The 20,385-nt window shown below is 60.7% G+C and carries 17 protein-coding genes; all 17 read right to left on the bottom strand.

The features are described 5' to 3' along the window. Position 1: 1 nt before the first annotated feature. On the bottom strand, positions 2 to 1,360 hold the full coding sequence (gene fliI / locus AOA62_RS13415) for a flagellar protein export ATPase FliI (protein ID WP_099548875.1): 1,359 nt from the start codon (positions 1,358 to 1,360) through the stop codon (positions 2 to 4). Continuing rightward, entirely contained in the window at positions 1,350 to 2,114 is a 765-nt protein-coding gene (fliH, locus tag AOA62_RS13410; RefSeq protein ID WP_099548874.1) for a flagellar assembly protein FliH, read from the bottom strand. Before fliH ends, fliI begins: the two co-directional genes overlap by 11 nt. A gap of 10 nt (positions 2,115 to 2,124) precedes the next feature. Next, complete coding sequence (fliG, locus tag AOA62_RS13405) at positions 2,125 to 3,144, bottom strand: flagellar motor switch protein FliG (protein ID WP_010208743.1); 1,020 nt, start codon at positions 3,142 to 3,144, stop codon at positions 2,125 to 2,127. Further along, a complete protein-coding gene (gene fliF, locus AOA62_RS13400) occupies positions 3,137 to 4,912 on the bottom strand; it encodes a flagellar basal-body MS-ring/collar protein FliF (RefSeq protein ID WP_017134938.1) in 1,776 nt (591 codons plus the stop codon). The genes fliG and fliF overlap by 8 nt, the downstream gene beginning before the upstream one ends. Positions 4,913 to 4,928: 16 nt before the next feature. After that, the gene (fliE, locus tag AOA62_RS13395) at positions 4,929 to 5,258 is read right to left on the bottom strand and encodes a flagellar hook-basal body complex protein FliE (RefSeq protein WP_017134937.1); all 330 of its coding nucleotides are present in this window, start codon (positions 5,256 to 5,258) and stop codon (positions 4,929 to 4,931) included. 131 nt (positions 5,259 to 5,389) lie between these two features. After that, positions 5,390 to 6,769, bottom strand: a complete 1,380-nt coding sequence (locus AOA62_RS13390; RefSeq protein WP_099548873.1) for a sigma-54 dependent transcriptional regulator — start codon at positions 6,767 to 6,769, stop codon at positions 5,390 to 5,392. Positions 6,770 to 6,776: 7 nt separating this feature from the next. Further along, positions 6,777 to 7,988: a PAS domain-containing sensor histidine kinase gene (locus AOA62_RS13385; RefSeq protein WP_099549001.1), complete on the bottom strand. Its 1,212-nt coding sequence runs from the start codon at positions 7,986 to 7,988 to the stop codon at positions 6,777 to 6,779. A gap of 110 nt (positions 7,989 to 8,098) precedes the next feature. After that, positions 8,099 to 9,574: a sigma-54 dependent transcriptional regulator gene (locus AOA62_RS13380; RefSeq protein WP_017134934.1), complete on the bottom strand. Its 1,476-nt coding sequence runs from the start codon at positions 9,572 to 9,574 to the stop codon at positions 8,099 to 8,101. A gap of 169 nt (positions 9,575 to 9,743) precedes the next feature. After that, positions 9,744 to 10,040 carry a flagellar protein FliT gene (gene fliT, locus AOA62_RS13375; protein WP_017134933.1) on the bottom strand — a complete coding sequence of 99 codons (297 nt, stop codon included), beginning with the start codon at positions 10,038 to 10,040 and terminating at the stop codon, positions 9,744 to 9,746. Between the two features lie 23 nt (positions 10,041 to 10,063). Next, positions 10,064 to 10,453: a flagellar export chaperone FliS gene (fliS, locus tag AOA62_RS13370; protein ID WP_017134932.1), complete on the bottom strand. Its 390-nt coding sequence runs from the start codon at positions 10,451 to 10,453 to the stop codon at positions 10,064 to 10,066. A 138-nt stretch (positions 10,454 to 10,591) separates the two neighbouring features. Continuing rightward, positions 10,592 to 11,992, bottom strand: coding sequence for a flagellar filament capping protein FliD (gene fliD, locus AOA62_RS13365; protein WP_099548872.1), 1,401 nt, complete (start codon positions 11,990 to 11,992; stop codon positions 10,592 to 10,594). A 79-nt stretch (positions 11,993 to 12,071) separates the two neighbouring features. Next, positions 12,072 to 12,431, bottom strand: a complete 360-nt coding sequence (locus AOA62_RS13360; protein ID WP_017134930.1) for a flagellar protein FlaG — start codon at positions 12,429 to 12,431, stop codon at positions 12,072 to 12,074. Positions 12,432 to 12,506: 75 nt separating this feature from the next. Next, positions 12,507 to 13,952: a flagellin gene (locus AOA62_RS13355; RefSeq protein WP_017134929.1), complete on the bottom strand. Its 1,446-nt coding sequence runs from the start codon at positions 13,950 to 13,952 to the stop codon at positions 12,507 to 12,509. Between the two features lie 308 nt (positions 13,953 to 14,260). After that, positions 14,261 to 15,190, bottom strand: coding sequence for a ketoacyl-ACP synthase III (locus tag AOA62_RS13350; protein ID WP_099548871.1), 930 nt, complete (start codon positions 15,188 to 15,190; stop codon positions 14,261 to 14,263). Positions 15,191 to 15,467: 277 nt separating this feature from the next. Next, a complete protein-coding gene (locus tag AOA62_RS13345; protein ID WP_017134927.1) occupies positions 15,468 to 17,051 on the bottom strand; it encodes a flagellar hook-associated protein 3 in 1,584 nt (527 codons plus the stop codon). Positions 17,052 to 17,065: 14 nt separating this feature from the next. Beyond that, positions 17,066 to 19,102 (bottom strand): flagellar hook-associated protein FlgK, encoded by a 2,037-nt coding sequence (gene flgK / locus AOA62_RS13340; RefSeq protein ID WP_099548870.1) that lies wholly within the window; start codon positions 19,100 to 19,102, stop codon positions 17,066 to 17,068. Positions 19,103 to 19,112: 10 nt separating this feature from the next. Then, complete coding sequence (gene flgJ / locus AOA62_RS13335; RefSeq protein WP_032865398.1) at positions 19,113 to 20,384, bottom strand: flagellar assembly peptidoglycan hydrolase FlgJ; 1,272 nt, start codon at positions 20,382 to 20,384, stop codon at positions 19,113 to 19,115. Position 20,385 lies beyond the last annotated feature (1 nt).

The following is a 20,385-nucleotide window of genomic DNA, read 5'->3' as shown; positions in this document are numbered from 1 at the left end:
CTTAACCGCCCGGCGCCGGAGCGAAGATCGAGCCCAGGTGAGCTTCGCTTTCTCCCATGCTGATCTTGTCGTTGAGCCCCTGGCGCAGGTAGCTCACCAGTTGCGGTTGCAGCGCGATGGCCAGGTCGGTTTCGCGATCACCACCGGCCACGTAGGCGCCGACGCTGATCAGGTCGCGGCTCTGCTGGTAGCGCGACCACAGTTGTTTGAAGTGCTGCGCACGGGCCATGTGCTCCGCGGTGACCACCGCCGGCATCACCCGGCTGATCGAGGCTTCGATGTCGATGGCCGGGTAGTGCCCTTCCTCGGCCAGGCGCCGCGACAGCACGATGTGGCCATCGAGCACGCCCCGCGCCGAGTCGGCAATCGGGTCTTGCTGGTCATCGCCTTCGGACAACACCGTATAGAACGCGGTGATCGAACCACCACCGGCCTCGGCATTACCGGCGCGCTCCACCAGCTTGGGCAGCTTGGCGAACACTGAAGGCGGGTAGCCTTTGGTGGCGGGCGGTTCGCCGATGGCCAAGGCGATTTCCCGCTGGGCCTGGGCGAAACGTGTGAGCGAGTCCATCAGCAACAGGACGTTCTTGCCCTTGTCGCGAAAATATTCGGCGATACGCGTGCAGTACATGGCGGCGCGCAGGCGCATCAGCGGCGCATCATCCGCAGGCGACGCGACTACCACCGAGCGTTTGAGGCCTTCTTCACCGAGGCTGTGCTCGATGAACTCTTTCACTTCACGGCCGCGCTCGCCGATCAGCCCGACCACAATAATGTCGGCCTCGGTAAAACGCGTCATCATGCCCAGCAACACCGACTTACCCACGCCCGTACCGGCAAACAGGCCCAGACGCTGGCCGCGACCGACCGTCAATAAACCGTTGATGCTGCGAATGCCCACGTCCAGCGGCACACTAATGGGGTTGCGGTTGAGCGGGTTGATGGTCGGGCCGTCCATCGGCACCCAGTCTTCGGCCTTCATGCCGCCCTTGCCGTCGAGTGCGCGGCCGGCGCCATCGAGCACGCGGCCGAGCATGCTCATGCCCATCGGCAGGCGGCCGGTGTCGGCCAACGGCACCACGCGGGCGCCAGGGGCGATGCCCGCCAGGCTGCCGACCGGCATGAGGAAAATCTTGCTGCCGGAAAAGCCCATCACCTCGGCTTCGACCTGCACCGGGTGGTAGCTGTCGTCGTTGATCACCAGGCAGCGGCTGCCCATGGCGGCGCGCAGGCCTTCGGCTTCGAGGGTCAGGCCGACCATGCGCAGCAGGCGCCCTTCGAGGATCGGCTGGCCGGGCAACTCCGTGGCCTCGGCGTAGCCACTCAGGCGCTTGGCGAAGCTGGTGCGATCAAGGCGCATCGGTGGCGTCCAGGTCCACACTCAGGTCAGGCTCGGCCGGGTGCAGGGCTTGTTCATGCAGTTGATCAAACAGCTTGGCCATGATCTGGCTGATGCGGGTTTCCACCGTGGCATCGATGCGGCTGTGTTCGGTTTCGACGCGGCAGCCACCGGGTTGCAGGTTGGCGTCTTCGACGATGCGCCAGGTTTCTTCATGGCGCTCGCGCAGGGCTTTGACCTGTTCGAAATCCTGCGGGTTGATGTACAGGCGCACATTGCCCACGCCCAACGGCAGCAGCTTGAGGGCTTCGCGCATGACGCTTTCGATATGGCTGGAATCGAGCACCAGCTCGCGCTGGATGACCTGCCGGGCAATGTGCTCGACCAGGCCGACCATGGCTTTTTCGATCTGCGAGTCCTGCTCGGCAATCGGGTCGAACAGCGTACCCATCAGCCGCTCAAGGCTGGCGAGTTTGACGCCGAGCGCCTCTTCGGCTTCCTGGCGTACTTTGAGGGTAGTGCTGCGAAAGCCGTCTTTTTCGCCGGCCGCAAAGCCTTCGTTGTAGGCTTCCTGGCGGATGGCTTCCAACTCTTCAAGGGTCAGTGGCTGGACTTCATCCAGTGGCACTTCTTCCATCTCTACCGGCGTTTCAACCAACGGCTCGGGCTCAGGTTCCGGCACATGTGGATCGAAGCTGGGCAGCGACCAGATGTCGAACCCGCCGACATCCCGCGCGCGAATCAGATCGCTGGGCGTCTCATCTTTGTTCGACATGGGACGCGCCTTAGATCATTTCTTCGCCGCCCTTCCCACCGAGAACGATTTCTCCGGCTTCGGCCATACGGCGGGCAATGGTGAGGATTTCTTTCTGCGCGGTTTCGACGTCGCTGACGCGCACCGGGCCTTTGGCTTCGAGGTCGTCGCGCAACAGCTCGGACGCACGCTTGGACATGTTCTTGAAAATCTTCTCTTTGACGTTTTCGTCCGAGCCTTTGAGGGCCAGCACCAGCACGTCGGAGGAGACTTCGCGCAGCAACGCCTGGATGCCACGGTCATCGACATCGGAGAGGTTGTTGAACACGAACATGAGGTCTTCGATCTGGCCGGACAGGGTGTCGTCGATCTCGCGGATCGAGTCCATCAACTGGCCTTCGACCGAGCTGTCGAGGAAGTTCATGATGTCGGCCGCACGCTTGATGCCGCCCAAGGTGGTGCGCGAAGCGTTCGAGTTGCCAGAGAACTGCTTCTCCAGAATCGTGTTGAGTTCTTTCAGGGCCGCCGGCTGCACGGTGTTCAGCGACGACACGCGCAGGATGATATCCAGGCGTACTTTATGGTCGAAGTGGCCGAGCACTTCACCGGCCTGGTCCGGGTCGAGGTAAGCGACGACGATGGCCTGGATCTGCGGGTGCTCGTAGCGGATCACGTCGGCCACCGCGCGCGGCTCCATCCACTTGAGGCTGTCCAGGCCACTGGTGTTGCCACCCAGCAGGATGCGGTCGATCAGGCCGTTGGCCTTGTCTTCGCCAAGTGCCGAGGTGAGCATCTTGCGGATATAGCTGTCGGAGCCGACGCCCAGGCTGGTCTGGTCGCCGACGATCTCGACGAACTCACTCATCACCTGCTCGACTTGCTCGCGGTGCACATTGCGCATCTGCGCCATGGCCACGCCCACGCGCTGGACCTCTTTAGGCCCCATGTGGCGCAGCACTTGGGCAGCGTCGGTTTCACCCAGGGACAGCAACAGGACTGCGGCTTTGTCGACCTTGGTGAGCTTGGCAACAGCGGCTCGATTATCACTCATCTGCGTTGATCCACTCTTTCACGACCTGGGCCACACGGCCCGGGTCTTCTGCTACCAGACTCTTGATTGCGTTCAGCTGAGCGTCATAGCCTTCGCTCGGGCTTGGCAACAGGATGCTTTGCGGGCCGCCGAGGCTGACGCGGTCGTTGGCCAGTTCGCCGTCCAGGCCGCCCATGCCACCCAACTCGACGTCGCCACCGGCCAAGGCCAGCTGTTTCTTGCCGTTGCCGGTGATGTTGTTGAGCACCGGACGCAGCACGCCGAACACCAGCACCAGAATGAACAACACACCCAGCACTTGTTTAACGATGTCCCAGAACCACGGCTGCGTGTAGAACGCAGGGTCGGCGATCACTTCGGCGCGCTCGGCGGAGAACGGCATGTTGATCACGCTGACGCTGTCACCCCGGCTGGCGTCGAAGCCGACGGCGTCCTGCACCAGGCGCGTGAAACGGGCCAATTCATCAGTGCTCCACGGCGCACGGGTGACGGCGCCGTCAGCCGGGTTGACCTTGACCTGATCATCGACCACCACCGACACCGACAGGCGATTGATCTTGCCCTGCTGCTGCTTGGTGTGGCTGATGGAACGGTCGAGTTCGAAGTTCTTGGTCGACTGGTTACGCTTGTCCGCCGGGTACGGCGCGAGCATCGGCTGGCCGGTGGCCGGGTCCATGATCTGCTGGCCGTTGGCGTCCAACAATGGCTGCCCAGGCTGGATCGCGCCAGCCGTAGCGGCCGCGCCACCGGTGGTTTGTGGTGCAGTCGCCGGAGCCGGTGGCTGGTTGCTCAGGGCACCCGGCACACCTTGCGGGCCATTGCTGGCGGTGCGTTGTTCGCTGGTGGACTGCTCGCTGCGCAGCGCCGGCTGGTCGGGGTTAAATTGTTCGGACGTCGACTCGACCGCGCTGAAATCCACGTCGGCGGACACTTCAGCCTTGTAGCGATCGTTGCCCAACACCGGTTGCAGGATGTTGTGCACGCGCTGGGTCAGCATGCTTTCCATGCGACGGCTGTAGTCGAACTGCTTGCCAGCCTGGGTCAGCGCGGAGTTCTCGGCCTGGTCGGACAGCAGGTTGCCCTTCTGGTCGACCACGGTGATTTGCGACTTGCTCAATTCGGGAACGCTGGTGGCCACCAGGTTGATGATCGCCAGTACCTGGCCAGGCTCCAGGGAGCGGCCGGAAAACAGTTCAACCAACACCGAGGCACTGGGCTTGCGTTCGTCACGCACGAACACCGAGCTTTTCGGGATCGCCAGGTGCACGCGGGCGCCCTTGACGTTGTTCAGGCTGCTGATGGTGCGCGCCAGTTCGCCTTCCAGGCCACGCCGATAACGGGTGGCTTCCATGAACTGGCTGGTGCCCAGGCCCTGGTCCTTGTCGAGGATTTCAAAACCGATATTGCTGTCAGACGGCGTTACGCCGGCTGCAGCCAGCTTCATGCGCGCACGGGCCACGTCATCAGCCTTGACCAGCAAGGCGCCGGAGTTGGGCTCCACGGTGTAGGCGATGTCGGCGGCGGCCAGGGTTTCCATGATCTGCTTGGAATCCATGCCGGCCAGGCTGCCGTACAGCGGGCGGTAATCAGGTTGTTGCGACCACAACACCACGGCAAAACCAATCGCCACACTGGCGGCCAGGCCGACCATCAGGCCCACCTGACGCAGCATGGTCATTTCCGAGAGGTTTTCCAGGAACGACAGGCCAAACAGCGGCGGCTTGCCGTCTGCCTTGGCGGGTACGTTGTCGGAGACTGCTTCTGCCATGACTTAAATCTCGTCCTTAAACCGGCATCTGCATGATGTCTTGATAAGCCTGAACCAGCTTGTTACGCACTTGGGTCAAGGCTTGAAAGGAAACGCTGGCCTTTTGCGAGGCGACCATCACATCGGTGAGGTCCACGCCGCTCTTGCCGATCTCGAAGGCGGTGGCCAACTGACTGGAGGCTTGCTGGGTGTCGCTGACTTTGTTGATTGCCTGACCGAGCATGTCGGCAAAACTGCTTTGGCCCAATTCCGGCGCTGGCGCGACGGATTTCGGTTGAGCCATGGCATCCATTTGCATGGAGCGCATATCCAACATCAACCGATTGAACTCAATACCCTGGCTCATGACCTTCTCTCTCCGACGACCCGCAATTTTTTGACACTACGCAGCGGTTACTACGGGTGGTAGCAACAAGGGTGCCAGCTCCGTGGCAATTCGTAAGAAAAGGCGACAAAACCTGTCAGCCCAAGAATTTTTCACGTGGCGAAAAGGTAGGCTTCCACGTCCATCCCGGCGTCGCGCATCTGTGCCAGCTTGTAGCGCAGGGTGCGCGGGCTGATGCCCAGGCGTTCAGCGGCCTCTTTGCGACGGCCGCGCTCGGCACGCAAGGTGTCGATGATCATCTGGAATTCGCGGCGGCGCAGGTCGTCGCCCAGGGCACCGCCGGACTCGGTTTCGGCAGCCGCCACCGGTGCGGGCGCCAGGCTCGGCAACGGCGCGCTGCCATTGCCCATGGCCAGGCAGAAGTCTTGCGGCTGGATCAAGCCGCCCTGCTGCAAAATCAGCGCGCGCTGGATGGCGTTGTCCAATTCGCGCACGTTGCCGGGCCATGGGTAGCTGATCAGGCAAGCCTGGGCCTCAGCCGACAACCGCGCCTGGGCGTGCTTCATTTTTTTGACGTGGTTGTTCAGCAGGCGCTCGGCCAGCGGGATGATATCCGCCGGGCGCTCGCGCAACGGGCGCCAGGCCAGCGGGAATACGGATAGCCGGTAGAACAGGTCTTCACGAAAGCGCCCCGCCGCCACTTCGCCCGCGAGGTCGCGGTTGGTGGTGGCAACCACGCGGATATCCAGCTGGATCGGCTTGCGTGCGCCCACGCGCTCAACCTCACGCTCCTGCAACACCCGCAGCAGCTTGGCTTGCAGGCCAAGGGGCATTTCCGAGATTTCGTCAAGCAGGATGGTGCCGCCGTCGGCCTGTTCGAACTTGCCGGCCTGGGCCGCGATGGCGCCGGTGAACGAGCCTTTTTCATGGCCGAACAAGGTGGCCTCAAGCATGTTGTCGGGGATGGCCGCGCAGTTGATCGCGATAAAGGGTTGTTTGGCGCGGCTCGATTGCTGGTGGATATACCGCGCCAGCACTTCTTTACCGGTGCCGGACTCGCCGGAGATCAGCACGGTGGAATCGCTACGCGCCACACGCGCTGCCAGTTCCAGCAACTGTGCGCTGGCCGGCTCAAAGGCAATCGGGCCTTCGCCTTCGGCATTCGAAACAACGCCGAGTGCATGCCGGGCAACCAGTTCGATCAGGGCTTTGGGCTCAAAGGGTTTGACCAGGTAGTCCGCCGCGCCCTGGCGCATGGCGTCCACCGCCCGCTCCACGGCGCCATGGGCGGTCATCAGCAGCACCGGCAACTGCGGCTGGCGCGCGCGCAGCAGGCCGAGCAACTGGTGGCCGTCCATGCCGGGCATGTTGACGTCACTGACCACCAGGCTGAAAGATTCCTGCTCGACCGCCTCCAAGGCTTCCTCGGCAGAACCGACCGCCCGGTAGTCATGGCCCGCCAACAGCAGCGTGTCAGCCAATGCTTCACGCAGGGCGCGATCGTCTTCGACCAATAAAACCTTGATAGCCATAGTCCTTTTACTCCGCGCTTGCCGTGCTGGAAAACAGCGGCAAGGTCATCAATGCACAGGTGCCACGCCCCAACCGGGAGTGCAGCTGCAATTCTCCCTGATGCGCGCGTGCCACGGCCTTGACCACGGTCAGGCCGAGGCCGGTGCCGTTGGTCTTGGTGGTAAAAAACGGTTCGCCCAGGCGTTGCAGCACACACGGCTCAATGCCGCTGCCGCTGTCGCTGATACACAGGCGCAGGGTTTGCTCGCGGGTGTACAGGTGCACCTTGAGCCGCGCCCCGGGCAGGCTTGCCTGGGTGGCGTTTTCGATCAGGTTGAGCAAAGCGCCGACCAGGGTGTCGCGGTTGCACAGCAACTCGCCCTGGTGGCTGTCGCACTGCCAGCGCACCTGGGCGTCCTGGATATGGGTGGCCGCCGCCGCTTGCAGCGACTGCATCAACATAGCCGGCGTAACGCGGTCGGTCAGCGGCAATTCACCGCGGGCAAACACCAGCATGTCGCGCACCTGGTGCTCCAACTCGTGCAGACGCTCTTTGAGGCGGCCAGCAAAACGTTGGTGGGTGGCGGCCGGCAATTGCTCATCAGTCAAATGACTGGCGTAGATCAGCGCCGCCGACAACGGCGTGCGGATCTGATGCGCCAAAGAAGCAACCATCCGCCCCAACGACGACAAGCGTTCATGGCGCGCCAGCTGGTCTTGCAGGTGGCGGGTTTCCGTCAGGTCGTTGAGCAGCACCAGTTGGCCAGGCTCGGCGTCCAGGGAACGGGTGGCGATGGACAGACGCCGGCCGTCCTTGAGGGAGATTTCGTGGCCGTCGTCTTCACGGGGGGCGAAGCAGCGGGCGATGACTTCCCGCCACAACTCGCCTTCCAGCGGCAGGCCGAGCATGTCGACGGCAGCCGGGTTGGCTTCACGCACGCGGCCCTGATCATCAATGACGATCACGCCACCGGGCAGCAGCGACAGCAGGTTTTGCAGACGGTTGGCCAGGCGCTCTTTCTCGGCCAACTCTTGCATGCGCTGGGCACTGACCACCGCCAGCTCGCCTTTAAGCTCGGAAACCCGCGCCTCCAGCAAGCTGTAAGAGTCAGTCAGTTGGCTCGACATCTGGCTGAACTGCGAGAACGCCTGCTCAAGACCCTGCCGGGTAAGCGGCTCTGCAGACGGAACGAGCCCCGGGATAGCAGGGGCTGTAGAAAGTTGGGCGGCGTGGGGCATCATGCTCTCTCGCTTGGCTGACCGTCAGTTAAACGGAACGTTGCGAGGGCTATAGCAATACCCGTGCCGAAAAAAAACTACTGATATTTCAGTAGCTTAAAAAACAGGCGTCAATCATCCGCCTGTTCATCCCCTTCCCGGCGGCTCATACCGTACTTGCGCATCTTCTCAACCAAGGTGGTTCGACGGATACGCAAGCGCTCGGCGGCACGGGCGACAATGCCGTTGGCATCGTCCAGCGCCTGCTGGATCAGGCCTTGTTCGAGGCTACCGAGGTAGTCCTTCAAGTCCAGGCCTTCGGGCGGCAGCATGGCGGTGGAGCCGAAGTCCGGCGTGTGGCCGTTGATGGCTACGCGTTCTTCCAGGTCGGTGCGCAGGCTGTCGACCAGTTGTTCGTCTTCGTCGTCGACGTAGCGAAATTTCTTCGGCAACTCGACCACGCCGATCACACCGTAGGGGTGCATGATCGCCATGCGCTCCACCAGGTTGGCCAACTCACGCACGTTGCCCGGCCAGCCGTGGCGGCACAGGGACATGATCGCCGCGGAGTTGAAGCGAATCGAACCGCGCTTTTCGTGCTCCATGCGCGAGATCAACTCGTTCATCAGCAACGGGATGTCTTCCACGCGTTCGCGCAGCGGGGCCATCTCGATGGGGAATACGTTGAGGCGGTAGTACAGGTCTTCGCGGAAGCTGCCGACCTCGATCATGCTTTCGAGGTTCTTGTGGGTGGCCGCGATGATGCGCACGTCGACGCTTTGGGTCTTGTTGCTACCCACGCGCTCGAAGGTGCGCTCCTGCAACACGCGCAACAGCTTGACCTGCATCGGCAGCGGCATGTCGCCGATTTCGTCGAGGAACAAGGTGCCGCCGTTGGCTAGCTCAAAACGCCCGGCACGGCTGGTGATCGCCCCGGTAAAGGCGCCCTTCTCGTGGCCGAACAGTTCGCTTTCGAGCAGCTCTGCCGGGATCGCCCCGCAGTTGACCGGCACGAAAGGCCCGTCGCGGCGCTTGGAGTGGTAGTGCAGGTTGCGGGCGACCACTTCCTTGCCGGTGCCGGATTCGCCAAGGATCAGCACGCTGGCGTCGGTGTCGGCGACTTGCTGCATCATCTGGCGCACGTGCTGGATCGCACGGCTGGTGCCGACGAGGCTGCGGAACAGGTTGGGTTCACGGTGACGGCCGCGCTCGCGGGCCTGGTCGTACATCTCGCGATAGACCTGGGCACGGTGCAGCGAATCGAGCAATTTGCTGTAGCTGGGCGGCATTTCCAGGGTTGAAAGCACGCGGCGGCGCTGGTCTTCCGGCAGGTCCACGGAAGAAATATCGCCCATCAGCAACACCGGAAGGAACTCATCCCAGGTCGACAGTGTCTTTAACAGGCCCAAAATGGCGCCAGGAGCATTTACCGTCCCGATCAGCACACAGATAACTTCACGGCTCGACGACAAAGAGCTGACCGCCTGCTGCCAGTCATGGCTGCCGCAGGGTAAATTTTCTTCACCGAGAAAATTTAAAATCACCGCTAAATCGCGGCGGCGGACGCTATCGTCATCAATCAGCAGAATTTTGGTTTCACGCCACATGCAATAGCAACTTCCCTAGTAAAACTTCCTGCCCCAGAGTGAGGGCAATCGAGACGCCTGTAGGACTTCATACCTTACTGACGCCTGAAATCTGAAAACAGCACTAGTTAAGTCAAAAATACGAGCACAGTCAAATATATGACGCGCTGTTCGGATTAACTGAGCCAGTTCAGCCGAACAGATGGTAAACCTTTGACGCACTTTGCGCGCGGTTGATCTGCGACATCTCTTCGAAAATCGCCTGGCGCTCGCCGGTCGTCACCTCCAGCAACTGCTGATACACCGCCAGCAAACTCTCCAGCTTCTCCCGCAGCGCATCCTCGTCCACCGGCGCGTTATTGAGCGCCTCGTCGATGACCGCGCGGCACCCCATGTCCAGTTCGCCGATGGCGTCCCAGTTACGTTGCGCCAATGCGTCGACCAAGGCTTCGCGGGTCTCGTCAATCCGTTGCAGGGCGTGGCTCATGACATCATCCTCAGGCCAAAGGCCTACAGTGTTGCAATACCGTCCCAGCCTTCCTTGAGCGTAATCATCAGGCCGGCTACTTCATCGATCATGCTGACATCGCTCTTGCTGTTGGCTTCAAGCAAACGCGTGGTCATGTAGGCATACAGGTTATCGAGTTGCTGCAACGCGGCCGGATCATCGGTTTTTTCCGGGTTCAGGCCATCACGCAGGCCGATCAGGATGTCGATCGCCTTGCCCAGCAGCAAACCCTTCTGCGCGATATCACCACGAGCCATGGCGCCCTTGGCCTGAGCCATGCGGTCCAGCGCGCCTTCCATCAGCATCTGCACCAGACGGTGTGGGCTGGCTTCGGAGACCTGGGCATGGGAATTGACCTTCTGGTATTGGCGAAGGGCTCTCATGGGATTCATGTTTCTACCTCGTGACAGGCAACAGCTAAATTAGGATGGGCTCTGACTAATATGTCGACGGGATGACAAAAAACTTTAATCCGGCGATCTGCTCAAGGCCGTGCCCGGTGCAGGAGCACCGGGCGGCGCCAGCCGGAATCAACTGTCCGAATTCGACTTGTTCAGCGCGTTGAGCGTGGTCATGACACTGGAGCGCTGGCTGGTGAGCTGGGCGACCAGGTTGTTCATGGTGGTGTACTTGGCGGTCAGGCTGGTCTTGAGGGCAGCCATACGCGCGGTCAGGGTGTCCTGCTGGTTTTGCAGGTCCTTGAGGTTGTTCGACAGCGTGGTCGAACGGGTAGCCAGTACACCGGTGTTGCTCAGGGCAAAGCTGTCGGTCGCGGTTTTCATGCGGGCGAGCAGGCCTTTGTCGCCGTTGAAGATACCGCCGATGTCGGTGGGGTTAGTGGCGATGGCAGCGCTGAAGATTTTATCGTCAATGCTCAGCTTGCCGGTGGTCTGATCGGTGTTCACACCAAATTGAGCCAGGGACTTCAACGTGCCCGAGCCACCCAACGCGTTCAGCTCGCTACGCAGCGCCTGCTGCAGGGAGCGCATGGTGGCATCGCCAGTCAGCGCAGAAGGCGTGGTCGAGCCATCGGCATTGGTGGTGACTTTGGTTTCGGTGCCGATCGCGGTCATCAAGGCGTTATAAGTGTCGACGAAGCCTTTAACCGAACTTTTGAGGGTGTCGTTGCTGCGGGTGACCGTGATGGTCGAGGCGATACGCTTGGACGGGTCGGTGACACCAGTTGGCAACGGCGACACAGCCGTCAGCTTGATGCTCACACCACTGATTGCTTCAGTCAGGGTATTGCTCTTGGACTCTTGTGAAGTACCGTCAATGGTGTACTTCGCGTTTTGCGGTGGGTCACCCACAACCGCGGCCCCAGCTTGCAGGCCAGAGTTACCGCCCAAGGTAATGTCGGTACCAGCGCCGGTATTGGTCGAGGTCACGACCAGACGTGAACCGGTGGAGTCAGTCAGGATGTTGGCACTCAGACCCGCGCTGCTGTACTGCGCGTTGATCGAGTCACGCACCTGCTGCAAGGTTGCGCCCGGTGGAACACTCACCCCGTAACTCTGACCAGACTGGGAAATTTCCAGGGTCGTAGCGGCAGTGCCGGCATTGACGACAGTCTTGGCCCCACCTGGGTAATTTTGGGTAGCGATCTTCGAGGCAGTCGCCAACTGGTTGACCACCAGCTGATAACTGCCGGCCGAAGCACCAGCGCCCAAAGTGACCGTGGACACGTTGGCATCCGAGGTGGTCGCCGTCAGGCCACCAATACTGGCGTCCTTGGCCATGTTGTCCATGGCGCCACGAAACGCATCCAATGCCGCTTGAATCTTGCCGATCGAGGACAGTTGGGCGGTCTGCGTCTGCGTCTGTTTGTTGATCTGCGACTGCTTGGGCGCTTGTTCAGCGTTCACCAAGGCCGTAACGATCGACTCGGTATTAATCCCCGTAACCGGGCCGCTTACCGTGATATCACCCATGACACTTCTCCTGATCGGGGCTGGCGCTTTATTGACGGACGACGCCTCAAGCAGCTACAGCAACAAAATTCATGCCAGCTCAGACTTTCGCGTCAAACAACACGTTGCTGGCGTCGTGAAGGCTTTGTGCGAGTTTCAATGCAGTTTCCGACGGGATCTGACGAATGACTTCGCCACTGTCGGTTGCAATCACCTTGACCACCACCTGATGGGTGGAGTCATCGATGGAAAATTCCAGGTTGCGCTGGGCAGCCTGAACGAAGTTGCGAATATCCGTAACGGCCTGTTCGAGGTCGGACGGTTTCGAGTCTTGCTGGGGTTGAACCGTGGCCAGCGCGGGGTCTACCTTGGTTTTCTGCAGGCCGTTGTTCACGGGGGCAGGCGCGCTCTGCGGCGCCACTGCCGGATAAGACAGGTTCAGCTTCACACTCATGTCCATGTCCAATCTCCTCATCACGCAAAAGACGAAAGGGCACGTAAACGCGCCCTTCCGTCATTCATCTGCCGATGGCTATTACTGAAGCAGCTTCAGTACAGCGGATGGCAGTTGGTTGGCCTGGGACAGGATCGCAGTGGAAGCCTGTTGCAGGGTTTGTTGCTTGGTCAGCTGAGCAGTTTCAGCAGCGTAGTCAACGTCCTGGATCTGACCGCGAGCGGCGCTGGAGTTGTCGGCAATGCTCTGCAGGTTGGCAACGGTGTTGTCGAAACGGTTCTGAACAGCACCCAGGCCGGCACGCTGGGAGTCGATGTCGGAGATCGCTTGAGTGATCACGTCGATCGAGTTCTGTGCGTTGGCAGCAGTGGTGATGTCAGTGTTGTTAACGGTGGTTTTGGTGGAGTTGGCAGCAGTACCAGCGGCTGCGAACAGACCGGTCACACCTGCACCGCTCAGCGAGTAGCTGCTGGAGGAGTTCAGGGAAACAGCACCAGTAGCGATGATCGCGGTGTTAGCCAGAGCAACGGCAGTACCGGCGGTACCAGTACCGTCCAGGGTAGCAACCTTGACACCTGCGATAGCACCGGCGTCACCAGCGTTGAAGGTCAGGTTCTCACCGGTGTCGGACTTGACCGACAAGGCTTGGGTGGTCGAATCGTAGTTGACGCTGATGCCCAGCTTGGCAGCGTTGGACTTCAGTTGGTCAGCCAGGTCGGAAGTGCTGGTCACACCAGTGAACTGCACTGCAGTACCGCTGCCCACTTGCAGGGTGAAGTTGGCGCTGGCCGGAGTAGCAGCAGCAATGGCAGTGGCGTCAACGGTGAACTGTGCAGTGGTGCTGGCAGTAGCAGCCAGGCCGCCTACAGCGCCGTTCATCTGAGCAGCGATCTGCTTGGCGGAAGCGCCGGCAGCGATGGTCAGGGCCTTGGACTGGCCACCACCGGTAACGGTGATTGCGCCGCCGGCAACGCCTGTTGCACTTGGAGCAACGCCTTGGCTTTTCAGCTGCTGCGAACCAATGTTGTTGGCTGCAACGTTACCGATGCTCATGTCGATGGTCTGGTTGGCGTTGGCGCCGACCTGGAACGACGTAGTACCGAAAGAACCGTCCAGCAGGTTCTTGCCACCGAAGGTGGTGGTGGTAGCGATACGGGTCAATTCAGCAGTCAGGGCTGCGTATTGAGCCTGGTTCGACTTACGGTCTTCAGCGCTTGGCGAGCCGTTAGCGGATTGCAGTGCCAGGGTACGCATGCTTTGCAGGATGTTGGTGGACTGCTGCATTGCGCCTTCAGCGGTCTGAGCAATCGAGCTGCCGTCGTTGGCGTTTTTGATTGCAACGCCCAGGCCGTTGATCTGGCTGGTCAGACGGTTGGAGATTTGCAGGCCGGCCGCATCGTCTTTGGCGCTGTTGATACGCAGGCCGGAGGACAGACGCTGCATGGAGGTTTGCAGGGCGCCGGAAGCCTTGTTCAGGTTGTTCTGAACGGTCAACGAAGCAAGGTTGGTGTTTACTGTTAAAGCCATGACGAAATCCTCGTGGGTGGTGTACTGCGGCTTCCGGCCCTGGCAACCGCCGGGTGTGGCCTAGAGAACCTTCGTAATAGTTATCGTCGTGAAAGCAGGTTGCTTGAGGACTTTTTTGATTTTTTTTACTAGCACGGGGCCACCCTTTGTAATTCAAGGGCTTAAAGCGGCTGAAAAGTCCTGAATTCATGGGCCGCTGACATCTTGGGGCTGCTGCGCAGCCCAACGCGGGGCAAGCCCGCTCGCCACAATAAAAAACGCCCAGGCTTTTTGAGCCTGGGCGTTTTTGTGCGCAGCCTATTAGAGCGTTACGGGCGATAGAGAATCGCCGAGCCCCACGACAGGCCCACGCCGAAACCGCTGATGGCAACGCGCTTCCAGTCGGCGTCCATCATGTGCTTTTCCAGCAGCAACGGAATGCTCGACGACACGGTGTTGCCGGTCTCGACCATGTCCTTGATGAACTTCTCTACCGGCGCCTCTTCGAAACGCCGGGCAACCGCGTCGACAATCGCCGCACTGCCCTGGTGGATGCAGAATGCGTCGATTTCGTCAGCTTTGAGGTCCGACTCATTGAGCAGCTCGTGCAAATGTGCCGGCACCTTGAGCAAGGCAAAGTTGAACACCTGGCGGCCGTTCATGAAAAACACGCCATCACTTACCTTCAAATGCGGCGCGCCGGAACCGTCGGTGCCGAACTTGGACTTGCCCAGCAACCACGGCGCGTCTTCACCCATCCAGGTGGCGGTGGCGGCATCGCCGAACAGCATGGTGGTGTTGCGATCTTCCGGGTCGACGATCTTCGAATACGGGTCGGCGGTGATCAACAGGCCATTTTTCAGGCCGGTGGCTTCCATGAAGCCCTTCATCGCATAGATGCCGTAGACGTAGCCCGAGCAGCCCAGGGAAATATCAAACGCAGCCACGTGGGTGTGCAGGCCCAGCTTGTCCTGGACGATGGCGGCGGTGTGGGGCAAACCCTCTTCGTCGCCGTTTTGCGTCACAACGATTAGCGCGTCGATGGATTCGCGCTTCAAATCCGGGTTGGCCGCAAACAAGGCGTTGACTGCCTCGACACACAGATCAGAGGTTTCCTGCGCAGCATCCTTGCGCGGCAGGAACGCCGAACCGATCTTGCCGATGATGAAATCTTCATCCTTGGCGAATTTGGCGCCCTGGGCGTAGTTATCAACCCCGTCTGCCGGCACGTAACTGGCGATGCTTTTTATGCCAATCATTGTGGCTTCCCAATACTAAATAGCTGGATAACACCCCTCGGGCTTGGCCGGGAGCGCTGACAATAAAGGGGATAACCCCATGAAAATATCGCTGAAAGCCGCCGCGTAAAGACTCGCAAGCGACTTATCCTTTTCACACGATACAGTGAAGATGCCCTTTATGACTCACAGGTCACTCAATTTTGTGCGCTTTATGCAAAACCCGGCAACATTCACGGCACCAGAAACGACAACGGCCCACCCTGTTGCCAGGGTGGGCCGTGTGTAGGACTGCCGATTACATGCGGCTGAACAGGCTCAACTGGGAGATTTTCACAAAGGCCAGTTGCGAGGCTTGCAGCATGGTTTGCTGCAAGGTCAGGTCAATGGCGGCCTGCCCCATATCGACGTTGGCCAATGAGGACATGGTCGATGTGTTGGCCAGGCCCAGGCTGGTGTTTTCCTGGCCTTGGATATCCAGGGCATTCTGGCGCGCACCGATGGAGCCGCGCACCTGGTTGATCTGTGCGTCGGCATTCGACAGGTTGCCGATGGTGGTGTTAAGCACATCCTTGAGCTTGTTCATAGCCACCGGGTCGCCATCGGCCGGGGTCTCCAGCGCCTTGCGCAGCTGGCCCAAGGTATCCAGGGCGTTCATGTTCTTGTTGCTGGTGGCACTGAGCGAAAACTGATCACCGGCCCCCGGCGTACCGCTTACATCGAAAGTTACCCCGGCGGCGGTGATCGATGTCGCGCCGGTGGCCATGGTACCTGTGGCAATCGATTTGCTGTCGGCCGTATAGGGCTGGGCATAAACCTCGTAGGCATTGCCGCTGGTGAACTTGATCACCGCCCCCGAGTTGGGAAAGGTACTGGCGTAGGCCGCCTGATCCGTGACGCGGCCACCGGTCAGCTGCGCCGTGGACGGATTGCTCGCCGTACGCGAACTGCTGAAGGTGTCCGGCTTGCTTTCCAGCGTAAACGCCTTGCCCGCCACCAACGCATCAGACGGCGCACCCGTGGCAACATCCGGCCCCAGGTTCAGGCTGATATCGAACTTCACGCCGCGCAGGTTAACGCTGGAAGCGCCTTCCTTGGTGGCATCAAAGGTGCCGTTACCGGTGATCTCCGAGGTAACGTCATTGCCGTCCTTGTCGGTCACGCTGTACTGGGTGCTGCTGGCGAAGGTCAGCTTATACGGCTGGCCGTCGGCAAAACTCTTGGTGTACGCGGTGCCGGACGTGACCAGGCCTGCCGAGATCGCGACTTTGCCGTCATTCACAGCCGGTGGCAAAATCGAGGTCTGCGTGCGACCGGTATTGGAGGAGCTCTCCAGCAGGGTCTTGCCGGTATCACCCATGGCGACCGTCAGGTTGCTCGAGACCTGCAGGCTCAGCGGTGTTTCGTCGCCCTGATAAGTGTAGGTACCATCGTTATTGCGACTGTAGGGCGGCGTATCGGTCTTGGCCCCAGAGAACATGTAGTTGCCACTGGAATCCTTGGAGTTGAGCAGGCCCAACACATGGTCCTCAAGCGCACCGACCTGGGCGGCAATCGCCTTGCGATCATCATTGCTGAGCTTAAGGTTACCGGCCTGCAACGCCAGACCGCTGGCGGTTTGCATAGCCAGGCTGATGCTGGCAAGCACGCTTTCTTCATTATTCAGCGAGTTCTGCAAAGTCGTAATGTTGCCGTTGTACTGCCCCAGCATGTCTTTCTGCTGCTGCAACATCAGCAATTGGGCGGCAGCCACCGGGTCATCGGACGCGGTTTGCACACGCACGCCGGAACTCGCCTGGTCCTGGGCCTTCACCACACCCGAATAGTTGTCCTGATACTTGCTGGAGCTGGTGTCGAAATACTGCTGTGTAGAGATACGCATCGTTCCAGACTCCTTTAAAGGGCGTTGATCAGTGTGCTGAAGGTTTCCTGCGCGGCCTTGATGATCTGCGACGACGCGGTGTAGTACTGCTGGAACTTGATCATGTCGCCCGCTTCCTCATCCAGGTTGACCTGGGACACCGAGTTGCTGGCCGCCTTGTTCGCCGCCAGCAAGGCGCCGGTGGCGGTGCTGTCGGTGTTGGCCTGGGCGGCCTTGGAGCCAACCTGGGACACCAGCCGGCTGTTGGCACTGACCAGGCTGACACCCGCATTCCCGTCCACCGCACCCACCGTGGCCTTGGTCTGCAACCCCAGCAGTTCCTGGGCGTTACGGCCATCGGAGGTGGCGCCGCTGTTGAACGAAAAGGTGGTGCTGTCGCCGTTGGCCGGCGAACCGGACACAGTGGTGTCAAAACTGAAGCTTTTGCCGGGGATCAACGCACCGCCGGCATCACGCATCGGCACGTTCACACTGATCTTGTTGCCCTGGCCCGGAATGATGGTGCCGGTGCCGATCGGGTTGCCCTGGGCATCACTGATCGCATAGGACTGGGTGCCGTCCGCCGCCGGCTTGCCGAACACCATTTTCACCGGCATCGAGTTTTCGATCCCGGTGCGCAATTGCGCAGTCGCGGCGCCGCCGTCGATATCGATCGGCACGGTCAAGGTCGGCTGGGTGAACGTACCGGTGCCGGTATTGGTCTTGCTGGCATTGCCGGCCAAGGGCGCGGCGAAGGCGAGTTTGTTCGGGTCTTTGAGGTCGACACTGATGCCGCTGGCGCCATTGGCCGTCGGGCTGACCTTGAAGCTGTCGCCGGCCGCCACCGGTCCCTTGCCGTTCAAGGCCAGGGTGAAGCCGTCAATCACCGGCGGTGGCGTGGTGGTGGTGTCGAACGAGCCCATGGCTTTGCCGTCGGAGCGCACCACGTTGTATTGATTGCCGCTGGTGAAGGTCACCTTGTAGTCGAAGGTCGACAGCTTGCTGCTGTCGGCAATCGTCACGTTCAGGTTGCCCGAGCCTGCACTGTTACCGGCGGCCGCCTGGCTGCGCTGGGAAATCGCCGCAGCGCTGTTGATGTCGCCAAACAGCGAGGAGCCGAAATCGCTGTTCAGGTCCAGGCCCTGGCCCAACTGGCTGTTAACGCTGTCGGCCGTGGCAATGGCGATGCGCCCCAGGTCGTTGATGGCCGGCATCAGCGCATCGCTGCGATAACGCAACAGGCCGCCAATGCTGCCGCCACTGACCACATTGCCGATGTCCATCGGCGTGTCGCCCATGTTCAGCTGGATGGTGTACTGGCTATTGTCGTTCTTGCTCGGCACTGCCGAAATGGTATTGGCAACGCTGCCTTCTACCAGCGATTGGCCGGTGCCGGTGGTGATGCTGAACTGGCCGTTCTTTTCGGTGGCCGTCACGCCGATCAGCTCATTGAGCGAACGCACCGCCTCATTGCGCGCATCCAGCAGGTTGGCCGGCGCACTGGTCGAAGAACCCTGGGCCGTGGCAATTTGGCTGTTGAGCGAGGCAATCGACGAAGTCAGTTTGTTGACCTGGTCACTCATGGTCTGCAACTGACCGTTGATGCTTTCTTTCTGCTGGGTCAACTGCGTGGAAATCGCATTAAAGCGGTTGCTCAAGGTCTGGGCGTTGGTGATCAGCAACTGCCGCGCAGACACGTCGCTGGGCGTTGCCGCGGCGTTCTGCAGAGAGGCAAAAAACGCGCTGAGCACGGCCGACATACCCGTGGACTTGTCCGACAGGGTCTTGTCGATGGCGGCGGCCTGGCCCGCGTAGGCGTTGGCATCGCTGTTAAGAGCGGTGCTGCTCTGGTAGGCAGCGCCCAAGAAGTCGTTATAAATGCGGCGCACATCCGCAAGCGTTGTACCACTGCCGATAAACACGCCGCCATACTGGTTGCTGGCGTTGGCGTTCTGGGTGGTCTGCTGGCGCGAGTATCCCGGGGTATTGACGTTGGCAATGTTGTTACTCAAGACCGACAACGAGCCTTGAGCGGCATTGAGTCCTGACATCCCGATACTGAGCAAACTCATGATTCAGACCTTATAAATGTGTGGTTGCGCCAGCGGCAGCGAAATTCTGGTAACTGTTCATCGTTTTGGCGATCTGCGAAATCTTGCTGGCGTAGTCCGGGTCGGTTGCATATCCGGCTTTTTGCAACTCGCGTACAAACTGTTCCGGGTTGTCGGCTGATTTCACAACTTCTTTATAGCGATCATTGCTTTGCAGCAATGTCACGAGGTCGTGGAAGCTGTCCTGGTAGGAGTTGTAGGAGCGAAATTGCGCCGTTTCCTTGACCATCGACCCATCACGAAACTCGCTGGTGATTGCACGCGCCTGGCCGCCCTGCCAGCTCTGCCCGGCCTTGATGCCGAACAGGTTGTGGCTGCTGCTGCCGTCCTCGGCGCGCATCACCGATTTACCCCAGCCGGTTTCCAGCGCGGCCTGGGCCACCAGGTACTTGGGATCCACGCCGATGCGCGCGGCGGCCGCCTTGGCCATCGGCAGCATGGTGGCGACAAATTCATCCTGCGAGCTGAAGGCTTTTTTCGCCGGCGCCAGCGGTGGCTGGGCAATCGCTCGGCCATAAACCTGCATGCGCCCGCTCGGCACGGCAAAGTTGCGCGCGGTGCTGTTGACCACGTTATCGGTGGCGGCGCTGTTACGCAGTGGCGCACTCGCGGCCTGCGTGGCGGGCTGAGTGCTCGGCACGATGCCGGCCAGCAGGCGGTCGGTCAGCTTGCTCGGCAACGCCATGCGGCGCTGGTTCATCAGTTCCATGTCGTTGGTGTGCGCACTGGCGCCTTGCGGCTCTGCAACGCGGTAAGCCCACAACGGCCGCTGGCCATTGGAGCGCCCCAACGGGCCATTAGCCAGGGTGCCGGCGCCGATTTCAGTCGGCACATCAACCTTCTTGGCCTTGACCGGCTCGGCCGCCGCCGGGCCTTGCAAGGTCGAGGACTGCGCCTCGACCGGCTTGTTCTTCTGCATCTGGCGCATCAGCACGTCAGCCAAACCGATACCACCGCCTTCGCGGGACATCGAGACCGCCAACTGCTGGTCGTACATTTCCTGGTACTGCTTGGCAGCCGGGGTGTTCAGCGGGTTGTCCTTGCCCAGCGCCTCGGTGGCCGAACGCATGGACTTGAGCATCTCGCTCAGGAACAGCGACTCGAACTCCTGCGCCACTTTGCGCATGTTGCCTTCGCTGTTCTTGTCGGCGCCGACCTTGAGCTGGTTCAGCCGGTTGAGGTCGGAGTAAGACCCCGAATCCGCCGTGCTGGTGAACCCGCTTTTGTGCATATCCATGGCCATG

The organism is Pseudomonas sp. 2995-3 (assembly GCF_002742565.1).
In the GTDB taxonomy this organism is placed as follows: Bacteria; Pseudomonadota; Gammaproteobacteria; order Pseudomonadales; family Pseudomonadaceae; genus Aquipseudomonas; species Aquipseudomonas edaphica.
Note: the sequence above shows the minus strand (reverse complement) of the source record. Positions and strands in the feature narration are given on the sequence as shown.

Excerpts from the sequence above, each read along its gene's own strand:
- fliI (WP_099548875.1), bottom strand. The coding sequence starts at position 1,360 with ATGCGCCTTGATCGCACCAGCTTCGCCAAGCGCCTGAGTGGCTACGCC.
- fliH (WP_099548874.1), bottom strand. The coding sequence starts at position 2,114 with ATGTCGAACAAAGATGAGACGCCCAGCGATCTGATTCGCGCGCGGGAT.
- fliG (WP_010208743.1), bottom strand. The coding sequence starts at position 3,144 with ATGAGTGATAATCGAGCCGCTGTTGCCAAGCTCACCAAGGTCGACAAA.
- fliF (WP_017134938.1), bottom strand. The coding sequence starts at position 4,912 with ATGGCAGAAGCAGTCTCCGACAACGTACCCGCCAAGGCAGACGGCAAG.
- fliE (WP_017134937.1), bottom strand. The coding sequence starts at position 5,258 with ATGAGCCAGGGTATTGAGTTCAATCGGTTGATGTTGGATATGCGCTCC.
- AOA62_RS13390 (WP_099548873.1), bottom strand. The coding sequence starts at position 6,769 with ATGGCTATCAAGGTTTTATTGGTCGAAGACGATCGCGCCCTGCGTGAA.
- AOA62_RS13385 (WP_099549001.1), bottom strand. The coding sequence starts at position 7,988 with ATGCCCCACGCCGCCCAACTTTCTACAGCCCCTGCTATCCCGGGGCTC.
- AOA62_RS13380 (WP_017134934.1), bottom strand. The coding sequence starts at position 9,574 with ATGTGGCGTGAAACCAAAATTCTGCTGATTGATGACGATAGCGTCCGC.
- fliT (WP_017134933.1), bottom strand. The coding sequence starts at position 10,040 with ATGAGCCACGCCCTGCAACGGATTGACGAGACCCGCGAAGCCTTGGTC.
- fliS (WP_017134932.1), bottom strand. The coding sequence starts at position 10,453 with ATGAATCCCATGAGAGCCCTTCGCCAATACCAGAAGGTCAATTCCCAT.
- fliD (WP_099548872.1), bottom strand. The coding sequence starts at position 11,992 with ATGGGTGATATCACGGTAAGCGGCCCGGTTACGGGGATTAATACCGAG.
- AOA62_RS13360 (WP_017134930.1), bottom strand. The coding sequence starts at position 12,431 with ATGGACATGAGTGTGAAGCTGAACCTGTCTTATCCGGCAGTGGCGCCG.
- AOA62_RS13355 (WP_017134929.1), bottom strand. The coding sequence starts at position 13,952 with ATGGCTTTAACAGTAAACACCAACCTTGCTTCGTTGACCGTTCAGAAC.
- AOA62_RS13350 (WP_099548871.1), bottom strand. The coding sequence starts at position 15,190 with ATGATTGGCATAAAAAGCATCGCCAGTTACGTGCCGGCAGACGGGGTT.
- AOA62_RS13345 (WP_017134927.1), bottom strand. The coding sequence starts at position 17,051 with ATGCGTATCTCTACACAGCAGTATTTCGACACCAGCTCCAGCAAGTAT.
- flgK (WP_099548870.1), bottom strand. The coding sequence starts at position 19,102 with ATGAGTTTGCTCAGTATCGGGATGTCAGGACTCAATGCCGCTCAAGGC.
- flgJ (WP_032865398.1), bottom strand. The coding sequence starts at position 20,384 with ATGGCCATGGATATGCACAAAAGCGGGTTCACCAGCACGGCGGATTCG.